Raw genomic sequence first — 16,133 nt, 5'->3', positions numbered from 1 at the left:
GCCTTCCGGAGCACGAAGTTGATGCCGCCACGGACACTGCTGGCTCATGTCGATCCAGATGTGCGAGGCGCCACCCGATCCAGCGAGCGCACCACACCCGTTGCACCGGCTACGATCGCGGGCGCCGGCGCTGAGGGGAAGGAACGCCGGAGTTATGGGCCGCCAGATCCCCCAGGGTGTCTGGACCAGCCCACCGAGCAGGAGTTGCTCACCGCCTCGCCGTCGGCCTGACCGCCCCTTCAGTCGTGTCGTCACCGGTGGGGGCAGGTGAGCGACGGTATTGGTCCAGGGCTGCAGCGTGCTCGTGGTACGGAATGCGTGGGAGCCAGGAGACCAGGGACCACATCGTGCGCTCGGCGGCGAGTTCCTTGGGGATATCCAATCCGAGCGATGCGGCAAGGGGGTGCCGTCCAACGTTGACCAGAGCCCTCACGGCAGCCGCCCATTCATCTGTGGCGCGCACAGCGCAGCGGTACCACACGGGAACGAGGGCTGCGAGGACAACCGCAGTAGTTGCTGCGGCTGGCGAGCCGATGGCAGCGGAAGTGAGGGTCACCCCCGCGGCGAGCAGTACGGCGAGGTGGCCGTAGAGCAGGCAGACGAAGAAGTCGACGCTGGCCCGTGCGGTGTCGACCTGGCGTCGCGCCTGTTCCGGAGCGGTGGCGGTCAGCTCGTTCCACAAGAGCTGCGAGTCGAGCTGATAGCGGTCGTGGCCATAGACCTCAAATCGGCGGATTGCGTTGCCGAGCCGGGTTGGCGCGAGGTGGCCGTCGCCGACGGGGTAGCGGGCGAGACGCTCTTGCAACAGCGCCCGGCGGGTGACGGTGCTGCGCTGATCGAGCTTTCGGTGGCGGGCAAGGTGGGGGCTGTGGCGCAGGAGCGTGAGGTCTGCTCCGTCGATGGCCGTCAGGTTGGCGTCGGCGGCGCGGCGTTCGAGGCGCATGAGCAGAAGCCGGTCGGTCAGGCACCGCCTGATGGCCTGATGGCGGCGGCACCCGTATTCGTACACGACCGACGGCCACAGCAGATAGCCCTCCAGAATGCGGTAGAGGGGGTTCTGCAGAGCGTTGAGGACCAGGCCCAGCATCAGCGAGGCGGTGAGAAAGGCCAGCGCGCCGCGTCCTTCGGCCAGGCCTGCAGCGTGTTCGAACGGCGGGATCGTGCGAAGGCCGGGCAGCAGGGTTGTGGTGAGCACGGCGAGGTTGAGTGCGGTGGGCAGTACCCACCCGACCAGCAGGCTCCAGGCGCCTCCCAGCGCCCCCTTGGCGATATCTCCCATCAGGCGTCAGCGTCGCGTTCAGAAGCGGTGTCGGCGCGCCGATTTGCAGCCGCACGCCCTGCCCGAGATGCCACGGCGTCGGCTGCGGCCGTACGGCGAACTGCTGGCGGGACGGGAGACCCAGCTGGAGGGAGCGGCGGCGGGGGTGGCCATTCATCGTCGTCTGGGGCAGGCGAGGGCCCAGGTGAGGTGTGCAGGGTCCCGCCGTCCGAGGGGCGGCGAGCGCGGTAGGCGGCGCGGTAATTGGCCGGGGACGCCCCCAGCTGGCGGCGGAAGTGGCCGCGCAGGGCAACCGGTGAGCGGAAGCCGCACAGTTCGGCGATCTCGTCCAGCGAGTAGTCCGAGGTCTCCAGGAGGTACTGCGCCTTCAGAACCCGTTGGGTGATCAGCCACTGGACTGGAGGACTTCCGGTGAGCTCACGGAAGCGGTGGCTGAAGGTGCGCCGACTCATGTAGACGCGCGTGGCGAGGTCTTCCACGTCGATCGGTTCGTGGAGGTGCTCCAGCGCCCAGGCGACGACATCGGCGAGCGGGTCGGCGCCGATCTTCTCTGGTAAGGATCGATCGAGGTAGGGCTCCTGACCGCCGCTGCGGCGCGGCGGGACCACGAGGCGCCGGGCGAGCGCGTCGGCCGCCTCGTTGCCGTGATCCGTCCGCACGATGTGGAGGCAGAGGTCGATGCCCGCGGCCGTCCCGGCCGAGGTCAGCACGTCGCTGTCGTCCACGAAGAGTTCCCGTGGATCGACGTGTACCGACGGGTAGCGCTTGGCCAGCGTCGGCGCGTACATCCAGTGCGTGGTCGCGGGACGTCCGTCCAGCAGGCCCGCGGCAGCCAGCGCGAACACTCCCGTACTGAGTCCGACGATGCGGGCGCCTTCCTCGTGCGCCCGGCGCAGTGCGTCGAGCGCCTCCTCTGGCGGCGGGGAAGTGATCGAACGCCAAGCGGGCACAAGGACAGTGCCGGCACGGGAGATCGCTTCCAGGCCATACGGCGGGGCGAGCTCCATGCCCCCCGTGGTCCGCAGGGGCCCTTCCTCACCGCGGCACACCAGCAGGCGGTAGCGCGGCACGCCGGCATCCTGGCGGTCGATTCCGAACACCGACAGCGGTATGGAGGTCTCGAAGGCGGGGCCGCCGCTGAACAGCAGCACCGCGACGATCTCCTTGCGGCGTCGCCCGGAAAGCTCCCGGGCGACGCCATCCGGGGAGCTGGAAGTCGCGGCTTTTGGCGACGTCGGCCTGGAGGGCTCCCTGGTCGTGGCGGTTCGCTGCCCGGGTGCTCCGAGCGCGCCGGAATCCGGGGTGGCCGGCAGGAATTGGCTTACCAAACGGCGCAGCGGGGTGCTTGCACCAGGCTTGCCGCGAAGGACACGGCGCAACCGCATACGCAATTCGGCTTCCACATCGGCAGCGGTGTCCTCCTCTCCATGATCGAGGGCGAAGTGCAGGTCGCTGCGGGCCCGGTCCAACTCGTGGCCGACCTCGTCCGCGCGCGTCTCGCTGCCGGATTCGTTGTCGACGAGGAACGCCACGAGCGCCTCGCGAACAAGCGGCCAGGAATCTTCCCTCATGCGCTGCACCAGTTGAGCCGCACAGGCCGCGACGAAATCCTTCAACGCACTTCCCCCGGTTCCATCAGCAGGTTCCAGCAGCCCGCGCACTGCCGGTCACACGGTAGGAGGTAGTGACCAACTCTGCACACCCGAGCCGGACTTGAACCTCCGCATCCTGCCCGCCGACATCCTCGGTCCCACCGTCGAAGGCACGATCCTCAACGACTTCGCCGAGTCCATCGGACTGCAGGAGCACGGCAAGAGCACGAGGAAGGGGACACGGAAGGACCCGTCCTGATACCACCTCGGCCTGACCATCCCGGTGGCGAAGATGCTGGGCTGGTACATCTGCCACCACCCCGAATCCGCCTACTGGTAAATCGGCGAGATCATGCGCCAGCCGAATCGGTGGGACGTGCCGCACCAAGGAGACGCTCCGCACCCTGCGTCAGGGAGATCCTGCCACCGCCAGTGCCCCGTCCTTGGCCCATGAGCGCCGCCCACGGCAGCCTGACGGCATTCACCGGCGACGGCGACGACCCGATGACGGATGCGCGTACGGTGTTCTCCTGGTTCCACCACTCTCTCGCCCCGGGCGCGGCCCGGCTGTTCGCCCTGCTGGGCGTGCACCCCGGCCCCGACATCTCCGCCCCGGCCGCCGCCAGCCTCACCGGGTCCAGACCCAGCTGGCCGAACTGGCCCGCGCACACCTGATCACCGAACAGGTCCCCGGCCGCTACACCCTCCACGACCTGCTGCGTGCCTACGCCACCGAACAGGCCCACACCCTCGACCCCACCATCGCGCACCGCAGCCGAGGGGCGCTGCGATGGCCGGTTCCTGGAGCAGCCTGCCTGGCCACGCCGTCACTAGGTCGGCACATGAGCAGCGACGCAGTAGTCGCGGACACATCATGAGTGGATCCATAAGGCCACGGCTTGGGGCCGCGTTGACGTCTGTCGTCGCTCTCGGTGCGGCGCTTCCTCTGCGCGTGGTCGGGGCCGACTTTCAACGGGCTCAAGGGTACGTTCCGGCCGATTGATTCAGGGCAATGCAGGTGGATGGGGTTCGGCGCGAGGTCAGCACTAAACCAGACGTTCGAATATCAGCGAATGTGGACCGGCAGGAATTGCACGGGCACGAACATTTTGCTGGCTCCCGGCAGGTCAGTATCAAATCTGCCCTCCGCCTATGTGTGGCTCGGAGGGGCTTGATCTTGGAGTCGGCATCGGGTGCGGTTCACTTCCGGCCCGGCACGCACCTGGTACGAGACCGGCGAGGGCGGGCAGCCCGGCCGGATCGACGTCGACGGCCTCCCCCTGACGGAGGGTGTGGCGGCCCACCGTGCGGGCCGCTGCCGTTCATGCGGGAGGTGCACCCGGGCCTGGTGCGCCGCGGCGTGCCCGCCGACCGCATCCACTGCGAGGCCTCACCCCCGGCCCGCTGGATTCCACCCCTTGACAGGCCACCCACGTCGGCCAGTGAGGGCCGGTTCCCCCGCGGATCGATGTGCTGACGAATTCCCGACGTGATCAGGAAGTTGTTGTGGACAAATCAAGATCGGCGAAGTAATGATGAAAGCGGTCTCGGTGAAACGTCGGTTCGTTGCAGTGATCGCCGATCAGCCGATGTTGTTCCGGCAAGCACGGTTGCCGCTCCAGGGGGAATTCAGCGGTTGTGCCTCACCCCTGCCGTGAAAGGCGGGGAGGAACGGGCGCCACGGAGTATTCCCCTGCGCCGAGGAGAAATGCCGATGAGGGAGTAAGCACCATGAACGAGCCAAAAACGCATTTGATCCTGGCCTTCGACGGATCCTGCGGGCAGTGCCGGCAGATCTCCCGACTGGTCGAGCAGGCCTGCGAGGGGAAACTCGAAGTCCGCCCCCTGGGCAACCCGGACGTCCGGCAGTGGCGGGAACAGGCCCTGGGCGCGCGGGCACCGTGGGCACCCACCCTCCTCCGGATCGAAGGGGACGACGTCCGCGCGTGGGTGGGTCGGGCCATGGCCGTACCGCTGGTGCGGCGATTAGGCCTGCGCTCGACGGTCCGGGTGGTCCGGGCCTTCGGGCGGCTCCGTCACCCCGCCGACCGTTCGGCCGAGGGGGCCGGCGACGTGATGGGGCGCAAGCGCTTCCTGCAACTCGGCGTCGGCGCCGCCGTGGTGGCCGGCCTGGCCGTCACCGGGCAGGTCCCCGCCTTCGCGCACAGCGGCCGGTCCAAGTCGCAGGCGTGGGTCGAGGCGAACATGGACCGACTTCCCCGGCAGTACGCGGACTTCTCCGCCTACCCGATGACCTACCGCAGGCAGATCTACCCGCACCTCCCGCCCGAGACAAAGCGGCAGCTGTGGCTGGACCACCTCGGCCAGTACCGCGAGACCGCCGCCCGGCTGACCCCGGCCCGGACCGCGGTGCTGGACCGGGCGACGACCATCGTGCGGGACGAGTGCACCTTCACCTCCGTACCGGAACCGGGCTCGCAGTTCGACCAGACCCTGCGGGAACTGCGGGAGGAGGCCATCCGGCAATTCGGCCGCGACGAGGCCAACGCGCTGCTCATCACGCTCGGCCCCGTGCAGGACCCGGTCCCCTTCCCGGTGGAGGAGGACGACGTGCTCGTCACCTGCACCTGCTCCGACCAGTGTCATGACAACTGCCCCGGCAGCGACTACTGCGCGTACAAGCTGCACGACTGCGCGTTCATCACCGACTGCTGCGCGTTCTGGCTGTACGTCTGCAACGGGCTCTGCACGCAATGAAATCGTAGTGCGCCGGGCGTGATCCGTCGCACCCGGCCCGTACCCCGACGAGCACCGGTCAACCGGAGTACGGGCCGGCGCGCGCCCGGAGCGCCCGACGCCATCCGGCCGTGTCTCGGCAGCTTCGAGGTTGTCTTGCGCAGCCACTTCAGGGACTCGCTCTCACCGAGCGCGCCGAACCGGTCGGCGTTCAGCTTCAGCCGGCTGTTGGGCTGAACCTCGAAGCTGAGCTTCGCGTCCTGCCCGGCCTCCACCGGGCGTTCGGCGAGATCTGGGGCCGGCGCAACGTTGCCGGCAAGGTCAAGGACGTCAAGATGTCCCGCAATCGGGAGGTCGGCGTGCTGCGCGTGTACACGGACCGGATGTGGCTGCAGCCCGGGTTTGCGCGGGGACCAGCGGGTGAAGGGCTGGCCGAGCTTGGTGGGCGGGTGGTGGCCGTCTGGATGACGAAGTCCTCGTCGTCAGGGCTGAGTCGGCGGGGACGGCTTCCCGCCCACTGAGGGTCCGGACAGGCCAGGCCGATCTCGCTGAACCGGTGGATCACGTCGGGCACGGTGTCCTCGTCGGCCCGCGCGCCGAGTCGGTGCTACCCCTGCGCCCGATCTGCTGCAGCTTCTGCCCCTCCTGATCGGTCAGTCTGCGCACACGGACAGGCTCGGCCACCGCACCGCCGGCGGTCAGATCGGATGCCACCACACATCCAACCGCCACGATCACCCCGTGCCGCTCACGGATGTGGCCAATCTGGTCAGGAATTCACGGATGGCGGGAGCGGTGGCGCGGGCGAGGTCCACGGCAGTCTGGAGGTCGTCGCCGATCGGGATCATGGCCAGTTGTCCGTTGGGGAGGGTGTCGGCGGCCTCTTCGGCAAGAGCGCTGGGGTGGCGTGGGTCGGTGCCCGGGAAGATGAGGGTCGGCACGCCGATCGTCGCGAGTTCGTCGACGCTCCGGAAAGAACGGTCATGTCCGATAGCGGCTGCGGCCACAATGCTGGCGGGGTCCGCTCGAGGGATGGCGTCGCGCACCATGGCACCGACAACGGGAGGGAAACCGGCGAGGATGGGCTCCCAACCCGCCTCGATGCCATCAGCCTCGACGCGGGCGGCGAACGAGTCGAGGAAGCGGATCTCGGCCTTCTTCGCCTCGTCGTCCTCAATGTCCTCAACCCCGATGAGCACCGCCGCCCGGACCCGGTCCGGGTATGCGGCCGCCGTCCGAAGGGTGATCGTGGAGCCCAAGCCTGCGCCGGCGAGTACGGCACTGGAGAGACCGATGTGGTCCAGGAGCCACATTACGTCCTCGACATACTGGGCCCAGGTATAGCGGGCCGGGTCCTTGCAGACCGACCGGCCGTAGCCTCGCAGGTCGGGCAGTACGACCATGAAGCGATCGGAAAGCCGTTCGGCCAGGGGAAGCATGCTCTTGTGGTCAGGGCCGCCGGCATGCATAAGGACCAGGGCCTGACCCTCTCCAGTGACGGTGGCGTGCAGGGTGCAGTCGTCGGCCGCCTGGTAGCTGATCTCTTCCATGAGCCGAATTTAGAGCGGCCACACCAGCGTTCGGTACGCCTCAATCCGCCGACAGATATCGCGATCCCGCCACTCTCGACGTCCCCGCGCATCCAACTGCCCGCCTCTACCACCAACCCGGCGAACCTAATCCGTAGTCACAACGGCCGGTCACCGTCGCTGGATCGGGATCCAGATGCATCGCGGGCGATGCCGGCCGGCAACGACCCCGGCTGTAGGCCACGAGAGATGTCCGCCGGGGGCAATGCCCGGGCGAGTCGTTTCAGACCTCGATAGGACGCCATGCGCACCGCGCTGGGCTGCTTGCCGAGCATCCTGGCTACGGTCGAGCCGTCCAGACCGGCCACGACACGCAGCAGGACCGCCTCGGCCTGATGCGGCGGGAGGGCGGCGATCATGTCCAGCACCTGACGGGTCGCCAGCGCATCCATGGCCTCCTGCGCGGTGTCGTGCCGTGCCGGGATGCCCAGGAGGTCCCCGTCGAGCACCGTGGTACGAGGCCTGGCCCGTCGGCGTCGGGCCGCGTCCACCACACGCGAACGGGCGATCGTGGCCGCCCAGCCCCGGAACGCCGAACCGTCGCCGCTGAACCGTCCGATATCGCGGGTGATCTCGTACCAGACCTCCGAGGCCAGGTCCTCGGCGTCGTTTCCGGCGAAGCCTCGTATATAGCGCAGCAACATAGGTTGCACGAGTGTGTAAGCCCTGCCGAACGCGGTGTCGTCGCCGGCCTGCGCCCGTCTGACCGCTTCCCCTAACTCCTCGTCGTCCGGCCGTCGATAACGGCGCACACCACGAGTGCGCATAAGATTCCCCCACCCCTGCACGTCGCACGCCTTTGCGCATCCTTTACAGGGGAAGGTTACCCTTCAAGCTTCTTCTGGGCACCGTACGAAGCAAGCCGAACACATATACTTCACCCGGTGAACGAGATGGCGGAATTACAGTACGGCCGGGCGAAAAACAGCACCCCCCAGCCACGGGTCACGGCCGACGAAAATTCCCGGAGAGCCTTCCGGTTCCGCATGTCTCAACAGGAAGGAGGAGAAGGACTCTGATTCCGTGTATGTCACCGATTCGAGATGGCTTCCGGGGCGTGCGACAACGACGCCCCACCGGTCGGGATCGCAGCCGACCGGGGCCCAGGCACACGACCAGCCGTCCTCGGTCTCGCCCCAGCAGATCAGGCCCTCGGGCGCCGGGTGAACGGGTGGCCGGAAAGGACTGTCCGAGCCGCCCCGTCCTTCCCTGGCCTTGCGTTCCAGCAATCTCCGCAGATCGAAGAGGCCGGGTGCCCCGGGGGCGCAGACGGTGATGTCGGCGAAGACACCGGGGCCGTAGGAGTCGATGAATCTCTTGTAGTCCGAGGGAAAGGCAGCCCCGAGCCCCTGCTCGGCCATCGTCCAGTCCACGGGCGGGCGCGGGGTGGTGAAGGCCGGCTGCCCGATACGCCGCGACAACTCCTCGAACCTGTCCTCGGGGCGGGGGCCGCCCGTGGACATCAGCCGCCAGAAGAGACCGCTCAACTCCGCGGCGGCCTCCTCGGCCTCGGCTGAGTCGGGGGCCACGGGCGGTTCCTCGACGATGAACGGAGCCTCACCCGTCAAGTTGGCCCCGAACGGAGAAGCGTCCCACCGTCCCGACGCCACCTCCACCAGGAACTCGCCGATGCCACCGCCGAATTCGCTCCACCGCGTGAACGAACTGTCCGAGACGACCACCGGCCAGCGCGCGGGGTCGCGGTCTTCCGTGGCCCAGAAGAAATGCTCGTCCTGCACGCCGAAACCCCACGGCAGCAGTCCGCCCGGCTCGGGGAAGACCGGGTACGGGAGGAGCGCACGGCCGCTCTCACGGGCGGTGCGCAGGTCGTCGAGGCGGTGCCTGTTGAATCCCAGGAAATCGGTCTTGGGACGGTTGGGATCGCCGGGTCGGCTCACTCTCACCAGACCACGGAACAGGCCCCTGGGGAACCTGTCCACGATGGCCTTGTAATCCGGCGGCAGCGGGGCGCCCAATTCGGATTCGACGACGTTCCAGTCGTACTCCTCCTCCGGCGCCCCCACCGGCCCGACGATCTTGAGCAGCGCTTCCACGAATGTCGGTCCGTCGCTCACAGGGGCAGGCTAGCCGACCAGTCCACTGGGAACGAAAGACGTACTGCTGCCACTTCTGCTGTTCACGTACGTGAGGACACCCAGCGGCCGGGTCCTGCCCGGCGCGTATATCGGGACCACGGTGTAGAAGACGCGTTCTCCCCTGTCCAGGCGCGCACGGACATCCCTCTCGACATCCCGCATACCGGGATCATTGGCTTCCTTGTGCATCGGGATGATATTCGGCCGCAGGTTGTTGCCGCCGAACTCCCGAGCTATCAGATGAGAGCGTTCCATGTTCGCGTCCTTTTCCCAGCCCACCGGATCCACGGGAGCCCTTTCATCCTGCTTTTCCGCGGTATACGGAGCGAGGCATGCCACCGCTCCGGTGGCCCGGTTCTCGCTGTCCAGGTTGGAATAAATGATCCAGGAATCCGCGGAGCTTTCCTTGGAACACCTTTCCTCCTGCTGCTCCTTGAGCCGGTTCAGCCGCCCGAGGGCTTCCACCGCGGGCCGTAACTGTTCCTCCAGCGACGGCGCGGTGATCGCGTCGACCACCGTGTCGATCGCCATGTCGGTGGGGGACTCGAAACCGAAGATGCTCCCCACGATGTCGAGCCCCAGCCCCACCGGGTTCCGTTTGGAGACGAACTTGGCGGGCTCCCGCGCCCACTCGGCGGCCGCCTTGATGCCGTCGGCTACGTCGTCCAACAGGTCACCGAAGAAATGCCCGTCGAGTTCGACACGGCTGACCGGGTTGCCGCCGGTGAACGCGTACCGGTTGCCGGTGAGCGGGTCGGTGGCGAGCTGGAGGTCTTCAAGGGCGCCGTTGTAGGTGTCCCGCGTGACGAACCGGTTCAGGCCCGGGCTGTAGTCACGGAAGCCCATGTCGTACGTCTGGGAGGCCGCGTCCCATCGCTTGGCGCTGAAGCGGAACGGGTTGTACGCCTCCTTGTCAGGGTTGCCGGCCTCCGGCTTGTCGATACCGGTGAACTCGGACTCGTCGTCCTTGCCGTAGGCCGTGTAGCCGTAGGTCGCCTTGGTGTCGCCGTCGGAGTCGGCGATCGTCTCCACGTCCCCGCGGGCGTTGTAGCTGTAGGTGGTGAGTTCCCCGGCGTCGTCGCCGGTCTCCTTGAGTTGGGAGAGCCTGCTGCCCCACGGCGAGTACTGGTACGACTGCTGGATCTCGCCGGCGACGGTCTCGTTGAGCACCTCGCCGGACAGGCCGAGGTATTGGTAGTCGGTCTTCTCGCCGCCTCTGGTCTTGGACGTGGTCCGGTCGAGCGGGTCGAAGGCGTACTCGGTGGTGTCCATCGATCCGGACTCGTTCAGCCGGCTGCTCTCCACGACGTGGTCGAAGCCGTCGTACGCCGTGCGCTCGACGACCCGTCCCTCCGCGGTGACGGTGTTCTGGCGGCCGTAGGGGTCGTAGTTGTATGCGAACGTCGTCCCCGAAGTGGCCGAGGACTGCAGCCGGTTGCGGTCGTAGCGGTAGGTGGTCGTCTCGCCCTTGACGGTCTGGCTGATGACGTTGGCGTTGTCGTCGTGGACGTACGTCTCGGTGCCCGCGCCCGTGCCGGTCTTGACGGAACGGGACAGGCGGTTGGCGGGGTCGTAGCTGTATTCCGTGGTGGAGTCGAGGTACGCCGAGTGATCGTCGGCGTTCATCTTCCGAGTGGCGTCCCGGGCCGTGTTGCCGTTCGCGTCATAGGCGAGCGTGTGCTCGCTGACGACCGTGCCGTCCGCCTTCTTCTCGACCTGGCTCCTGAGCGCGCCGTCGAGGAAGTAGGCGTGGTCGACGGTGTTGCCGTTCGCCTTGACCTCGCGCAGCGTCTCGCCCCGCTCGGTGTGGGTGAACGTGGTGACCTCGGGGTCCGGGTCGTCGGGGCCGGTGCCTACCGACACACGGGTCACCAAGCCGCGAGGGTCGTAGGTGTAGGCCGAGCGCTGGTCCGTGTGGGCCTGCGTCAGGGTCTGGCCGTTCGGGTCGTACGTGTAGCTGATCGACTTCTTGGTCTCGCCCGAGTCCAGTTCGTCCAGCTTCCGAAGCTGGTTCAGCTCGGTGAACTCGGAACGGTACGTGTCGATGGCCGCCGAGACGGAGTTGTCGCTCAGCTCGGTCATGTTGCCGTTGGCGTCGTAGGTGTAGCGGAATGTCTTCTTCTCGTCGTCCGTCTCGCCGCCGGTGTCGCGTACGAGCTTGACGCCGTCGGCGGCCACCGCGCCCGCCTCGCTCTGCGCGAGCTTCAGCCGGGCGGCCTCGGTCCGCGTGAACGCGTAGGAGCCGAGTGACACCCAGGTCCCGGCGTCCTTGCTCTGGTCGATGGTCTTGGTCGAGCTGCCGGAGCGGTGCGTGATCTCGTACGTCGCCGCGTCCGAAGCGTCCTCCACCTCCGGGTACTTGGCGTAGACCTCGTACGTGCCGTCCTGCGGAATGGTGAGGTTCCAGGTGAAACTGTCGTCACCCGCGCCCGCCGCGTGGACCCGGTGGTCGTAGCCCTGCTGGCCCCGCTTGTCGGCGCTGGCCCAGGTGCCCGTGGACACCGTGTGCTGGCTGTCGGAGTTGTCGACCAGCGCCACGTGCAGACCGACGGGGACGCCGTCGTCCGTGCGGGACCGGAGCTTGCCGTCGGGGTAGTAGGTCCAGCCCATGGTGCGGGACGAGGAGCCTCCGGCCGAGGTCAGGCTGCGTGCCTTCTGGTTGCCGAGTTCGTCGTAGTCGTAGCGCGTGGCGATGTCCCAGGGGTCGGTGGCGGACCGGACCCACCCGTTGTCGTAGTACGTGTAGTCGGTGTCGTTGCGGACCGACTGGCCCTCGGACGGCGGCGCGGAGACCTGGGAGACCCGGCCGGCCTTGTCGTACCGAGTGAAGGTGGATACGGGTGTGCTGTGGCGCGGGTCGTCGGGGTCGTACGGCTGGATGTTCTGCTTGGGCCGGTTCAGCTCGTCGTAGACCGTCTCGGTGACGAAGTCCTTGTCGTCGTCGGGGGTTTCCACACCGCGCGGCGAGACGGTCCGGGTGGGGTTGCCGACCTGGTCGTACTCGTGACGCGTCGTCCGGTGGGTGATCTCGCCGTCGTCGCCGCGCGCGTGCGGGACGCGGGTCTCGATCAGGGCGGAGCGCGCGTCGTAGGCCATGTACGTGGTGGCGCCGGCGGCGTCCGTCCGGGAGAGGGTGAGCGAGTCCTTGTCGTAGGTGAACTTGGCGGTGATCCTGCCGGTTGCGTCGAGGACCTCGGTGACCCGGTGGTTCAGGTCGTAGGTGGTCCTGCTGGCGTAGTCGTCGGGGTCCTCGGTGGCGTTCTTGTTCGGGTCGACGACCTTCACCGCGTTGCCGACGTCGTCGTAGCTGTAGCCGATCCGGTCGCCCTCGGCGTTGGTCACGCGGATCAGCTGGTAGATCTCGTCGTAGGCGTTGGTAGTGGTGTAGTCGCCGTCCTCGGCGGTCAGATTGCCCTTGGGCTCGACCGTTCTCAGCAGGTTGCCGACCGAGTCGTAGGTGTACGTCCAGCGGCGTTCGGGGGAGCTGTCCGTGTCCCTGGGCGCGGTGCTCTCGGTCATCCGGTCGGCTGCGTCGTAGACCGCCGTCGTCACCGCGCCATTGGGCGCCTGCCGCCGGGTGACATTGTCGTTCTCGTCGTACTCCGGGGCCGGAGTGGTGATCGTGTCGCCCGCGTCCTGGTCCTTGGGGACGGTGGCGACCAGTGTGCGGCCGTACACGTCGTAGGTCTGCGTGGTCTTTTTGCCCAGTTCGTCGACGAACTCCAGGACGTTGCCGCGCTCGTCGTAGACATACGCCGAGGAGTTGCCCAGCGGGTCGGTGATGGTGCCGGGGTAGCCGGTCGGACCGAAGTCGCTGTTCCTGGTGGTATGGCCGTTCGCGTCCGTCACCCCGGTCTGCTGGCCGTGCTCGTCGTACGCGTACGTGCTCGTGTAGTCGTCCGGGGCCTCCGTCGCCACGCCGCGCGGATCGGTGACGGACGTGAGGTTGCCGCGCTCGTCGTGGCCGAACTGCCAGGTACGCCCCTCGGGTGAGACTCTGCGCCAGAGGTCGGCGACGTGTCCGTCCAGGCCCGTCCGGTACTGGAGGCGCTGTGGCTCGGTGTCGTTCTTGTGGGCCTCGGCGTCCTTCTGCTCCAGGGGGTAGCCGGTCTTCGGGTCGTATGCCCAGGTGGTGACCGCGCCGTTGTCCTCCTCCAGGCGGCTCACGTTGTTGTCGGCGTCCCAACTCAGTTTCGTCACCTGTGACTTGGCGTTGGTCACACGGGTGGTGCGCCCGTAGCCGTCGATCCGGTACGTGGTCGGGTTGTCCTCGGAGTCCGTCACCACGGTCTGCCGGTCGGACCCCTTGTGGCCGTCGGGATCGGTGGAGGCGAAGCGCGTGTCGTTGCCGAGCCGGTCGGTGAAGGTCTTCAACGTCCCGTGCAGGTCGGGGTCCTCGCCGGGCTTCCACTCGCGGTACGCCAGTTCGGTGGCGTGGCCGCGGGGGTCGGTGACCTTGACCAGCTTGTGCTTGAGGTCGTGCTGGTCGTAGCCGAACGCGAACACCTTCGGCTGTGCGGAGCCGGCACCGTCGGTGAGTTCGGCCAGCCGACCCTTCTCGGTGTAGACGAAGGTGAGTTCACGGCCGGAGACGTCCGTCATCGACCTGACGTGATTGACGATGTGGGGGTTGAGGAGCTTGTCCTCACTCCGCTTCTCGCCCTTGTCGTCGATGTACTCATACGACTCACCCTTGTCGAAGTAGTCGATCCTCAACGTCTCGCGGCCCGCCGCATCGGTGATCGAGCGCAGGAACTTGGTGTTCCGCCCCAGGGACGGGCGCTCGTCGTAGGTGAAGGTGAGGGTGTTGCCGTTCTTGTCGACGATCGAGCTGAGGTAGCCGTGGCAGTCGAAGAAGAACCGGGTCCGGTCCGGGCGGGTCAACGACCAGGCGTCGAGGTCCTCCTCGTGCAGGGGCAGGCAGTGCTTGCCCTTCTTCTCCTCCAGCAGGTAGTGGACCCCGGCCGGGGCTTCCCAGGTCCCGTCCTTGCGCTTCTCGAAGACGTGGGAGGTGCCGTCACCGTCGGGCAGGATCACCTTGTGCGGGAGCAGCTTGGGCTGGAACTCCAGCGAGGCTCCGAGCCGCACCGGCCCGGAGGTCTGCGCCGACCAGCCCGGGCCCAGCACGGTGTCCGAGGTGTCGAGCGAGTTGTACGCGAAGCGCACGAAGGTGCCGAGCCCCCGGCCCGGGTTGGTGAACGCGTTGTACTGCCAGACCGCGTTGCCCGAGTACAGGTTGTCCATGACCGACGAACCCGCACCGGTGTTCCGGCCCGTGTACGAGAAGAACTTCTCCATACCGAGCTGGTCCGAGGTCGGGTCCTCCACCACGACGCCCTGGGCGAGGCCGGGAATGTCGTCGCTCTTCGACAGCCAGCTGAGGGTCGCCTTGTCGTACACGTCCCAGGTCAGGACATAGTCCTCGCGTTCGGTTCCCAGGTCGAGGGCCGTCGGCGTCTTGATCTCCGCCTCGACGGTGACCGAGTCGCCCGGCGCCAGGTCCCCGGGCAGCCGCGTGTGCGCCTGGTTGAGGAGCGTCGACACGTCCTTGCCGTCCGGCAGCGACCAGTGGTACGAAAGCGTCCGCTTGCCGGCCGGCCATGTCTCGGCGGAGGTGTTGGTGAGCGTGACATCCGTGGTGTACGTGTCCCCCGGGATCATTCTGGCCGGTGTCTCGGGCGCGAAGTACGTCATCTCGGCCGCGGGAAGCACGGCTCGGCGGGTGGCGGCCGGGACCAGCTTTCCGTCCCGGGTCCGTACGGCGACCATGTAGTGGTAGGTGCGGCCGTCCCCCGGTGTCGTTTCGGCACTGGTGTCGGTGAAGCTCGTACGCCTCTTGCCCAGCGTGGCGACCAGGGTGGCCGCCGACGGTGTGAAGTCCTCTCGGGTGGCCCGGTGCACCTGGTAGGCGGTGATGTCGTCCGCACGGGCTTGGGAGGGGTCCGTGTAGGCGCTCCAGGACAGTTCGGCCCCGGTGGCACGTACGTCGGTCGGCTGGCGAAGTGCCACGCCCGTGCGGTCGGAGGCCAGGGTGAACTGGCCTGTGCGACCGAGTTCCGGCAGCGAGTCGGCTGGAATGGCGGGTGGCACGGAGTCGTCAGCGGGCGCCCAGTCCTGAGCGTCGGCCAGCCAGGTGTCGGGCTTTTCTTCCGACGGGGCGGCGAACGCCACCTGCGGCAGGGCCGGGGTGATAATCACGGTGGCGGTCACACAGGCAAGCAGGCGAGCTAATCGACCCATCCGGCCATGTCCTCTCAGGCAGCGTGCGGCATCGGAAACGAACCCGCTTCACCGAAGTGACATGGCTCGCTCAAAGGCCGAAACGCATGAGGGTGCGCAGCCGTAACACCCACACCGCCTGCTTGTGACGCAGATCACACTTTCGTGCCGATGGAGGCCCGTCACCGTCCATTCCCGCCACGCCCGCGGAACCGGCGGCGTACTGCTCGGCACCTCGGAGCACCCTCGACGGAACCTGGACGGCGTCGCCGAGAACGAGAAGATCATGCCGGGGAACTCCTGCCTCCCGCTGAACGGGACGAAGTCCCTTCTCCCGCACCTGGCTTCTACGTCGGACCCCAGTACGAGGCGTGGTTCCAGCACGTCATGGCGCGGACCGCGACAGCCGGAGTGACGACCTTCGCCAGTAACGGCGACACCGCCGCCCAGTGCCTGACCACGCGCCAAGGAAGCGAGCGCTTCGCGACCGGCTTCGCGCACGCGGCCGCCAGCACAACCCAAGACGCGGACTACGAGCTGCTCGGCTTCCCCTTCGTCGGCACAGACCACTTGTTCCGGCCCAACAACAAGCGCGTCGAGGCATTCTGCGGGGTCGCGGCCGATCTCTTCCCACTGCATTCTCCGAGGGACGACGACGGGC

Annotated in this window: 9 protein-coding genes and 2 pseudogenes; 4 read left to right on the top strand and 7 right to left on the bottom strand. The window is 67.6% G+C overall.

The annotated features are described in order from the left end of the window. Nucleotides 1-208: 208 nt before the first annotated feature. Together ACTWQO_RS40715 and ACTWQO_RS40710 are read right to left on the bottom strand one after the other, a co-directional pair. The gene (locus ACTWQO_RS40715) at nt 209-1,279 is read right to left on the bottom strand and encodes a hypothetical protein (RefSeq protein ID WP_443242414.1); all 1,071 of its coding nucleotides are present in this window, start codon (nt 1,277-1,279) and stop codon (nt 209-211) included. Beyond that, nucleotides 1,279-2,478, bottom strand: a pseudogene (locus tag ACTWQO_RS40710) (GlxA family transcriptional regulator); the annotation flags it as partial. The gene ACTWQO_RS40715 and the pseudogene ACTWQO_RS40710, both read right to left, overlap by 1 nt. Nucleotides 2,479-2,992: 514 nt before the next feature. Between ACTWQO_RS40710 and ACTWQO_RS40705 the strand changes: the two are divergent. The 4 genes from ACTWQO_RS40705 to ACTWQO_RS40690 all read left to right on the top strand — a co-directional run bounded on the left by ACTWQO_RS40705 (nt 2,993) and on the right by ACTWQO_RS40690 (nt 5,589). Then, a complete protein-coding gene (locus ACTWQO_RS40705; protein WP_443242413.1) occupies nt 2,993-3,130 on the top strand; it encodes a hypothetical protein in 138 nt (45 codons plus the stop codon). A 191-nt stretch (nt 3,131-3,321) separates the two neighbouring features. Continuing rightward, complete coding sequence (locus tag ACTWQO_RS40700) at nt 3,322-3,546, top strand: hypothetical protein (protein ID WP_443242412.1); 225 nt, start codon at nt 3,322-3,324, stop codon at nt 3,544-3,546. A 257-nt stretch (nt 3,547-3,803) separates the two neighbouring features. Beyond that, nucleotides 3,804-4,046 carry a peptidase inhibitor family I36 protein gene (locus tag ACTWQO_RS40695; protein ID WP_443242411.1) on the top strand — a complete coding sequence of 81 codons (243 nt, stop codon included), beginning with the start codon at nt 3,804-3,806 and terminating at the stop codon, nt 4,044-4,046. Nucleotides 4,047-4,602: 556 nt separating this feature from the next. Continuing rightward, nucleotides 4,603-5,589, top strand: a complete 987-nt coding sequence (locus tag ACTWQO_RS40690) for a bacteriocin fulvocin C-related protein (RefSeq protein WP_443242410.1) — start codon at nt 4,603-4,605, stop codon at nt 5,587-5,589. 380 nt (nt 5,590-5,969) lie between these two features. Here ACTWQO_RS40690 and ACTWQO_RS40685 read toward each other — a convergent pair. From ACTWQO_RS40685 to ACTWQO_RS40665, 5 genes and pseudogenes are all read right to left on the bottom strand, one after another. Further along, nucleotides 5,970-6,252, bottom strand: a pseudogene (locus ACTWQO_RS40685) (helix-turn-helix domain-containing protein); the annotation flags it as partial. A 50-nt stretch (nt 6,253-6,302) separates the two neighbouring features. Beyond that, the gene (locus ACTWQO_RS40680) at nt 6,303-7,118 is read right to left on the bottom strand and encodes an alpha/beta fold hydrolase (RefSeq protein WP_443242409.1); all 816 of its coding nucleotides are present in this window, start codon (nt 7,116-7,118) and stop codon (nt 6,303-6,305) included. 137 nt (nt 7,119-7,255) lie between these two features. Continuing rightward, nucleotides 7,256-7,924, bottom strand: coding sequence for an RNA polymerase sigma factor (locus ACTWQO_RS40675; RefSeq protein ID WP_443242408.1), 669 nt, complete (start codon nt 7,922-7,924; stop codon nt 7,256-7,258). A 135-nt stretch (nt 7,925-8,059) separates the two neighbouring features. Next, nucleotides 8,060-9,232 carry a hypothetical protein gene (locus ACTWQO_RS40670; protein WP_443242407.1) on the bottom strand — a complete coding sequence of 391 codons (1,173 nt, stop codon included), beginning with the start codon at nt 9,230-9,232 and terminating at the stop codon, nt 8,060-8,062. A gap of 9 nt (nt 9,233-9,241) precedes the next feature. Next, nucleotides 9,242-15,463, bottom strand: coding sequence for a golvesin C-terminal-like domain-containing protein (locus ACTWQO_RS40665; protein ID WP_443242406.1), 6,222 nt, complete (start codon nt 15,461-15,463; stop codon nt 9,242-9,244). Nucleotides 15,464-16,133: the final 670 nt, after the last annotated feature.

This window comes from Streptomyces sp. 4N124, assembly GCF_052245395.1.
Taxonomy (GTDB): domain Bacteria; phylum Actinomycetota; class Actinomycetes; order Streptomycetales; family Streptomycetaceae; genus Streptomyces.
The sequence above is the reverse complement of the archived record's forward strand: the minus strand, read 5'-3'. Positions and strand labels throughout refer to the sequence as shown.

Bases quoted from the DNA above. Each gene is read 5' to 3' on its own strand.
- ACTWQO_RS40715 (WP_443242414.1), bottom strand. From the start codon at position 1,279: ATGGGAGATATCGCCAAGGGGGCGCTGGGAGGCGCCTGGAGCCTGCTG.
- ACTWQO_RS40700 (WP_443242412.1), top strand. From the start codon at position 3,322: ATGAGCGCCGCCCACGGCAGCCTGACGGCATTCACCGGCGACGGCGAC.
- ACTWQO_RS40690 (WP_443242410.1), top strand. From the start codon at position 4,603: ATGAACGAGCCAAAAACGCATTTGATCCTGGCCTTCGACGGATCCTGC.
- ACTWQO_RS40680 (WP_443242409.1), bottom strand. From the start codon at position 7,118: ATGGAAGAGATCAGCTACCAGGCGGCCGACGACTGCACCCTGCACGCC.
- ACTWQO_RS40675 (WP_443242408.1), bottom strand. From the start codon at position 7,924: ATGCGCACTCGTGGTGTGCGCCGTTATCGACGGCCGGACGACGAGGAG.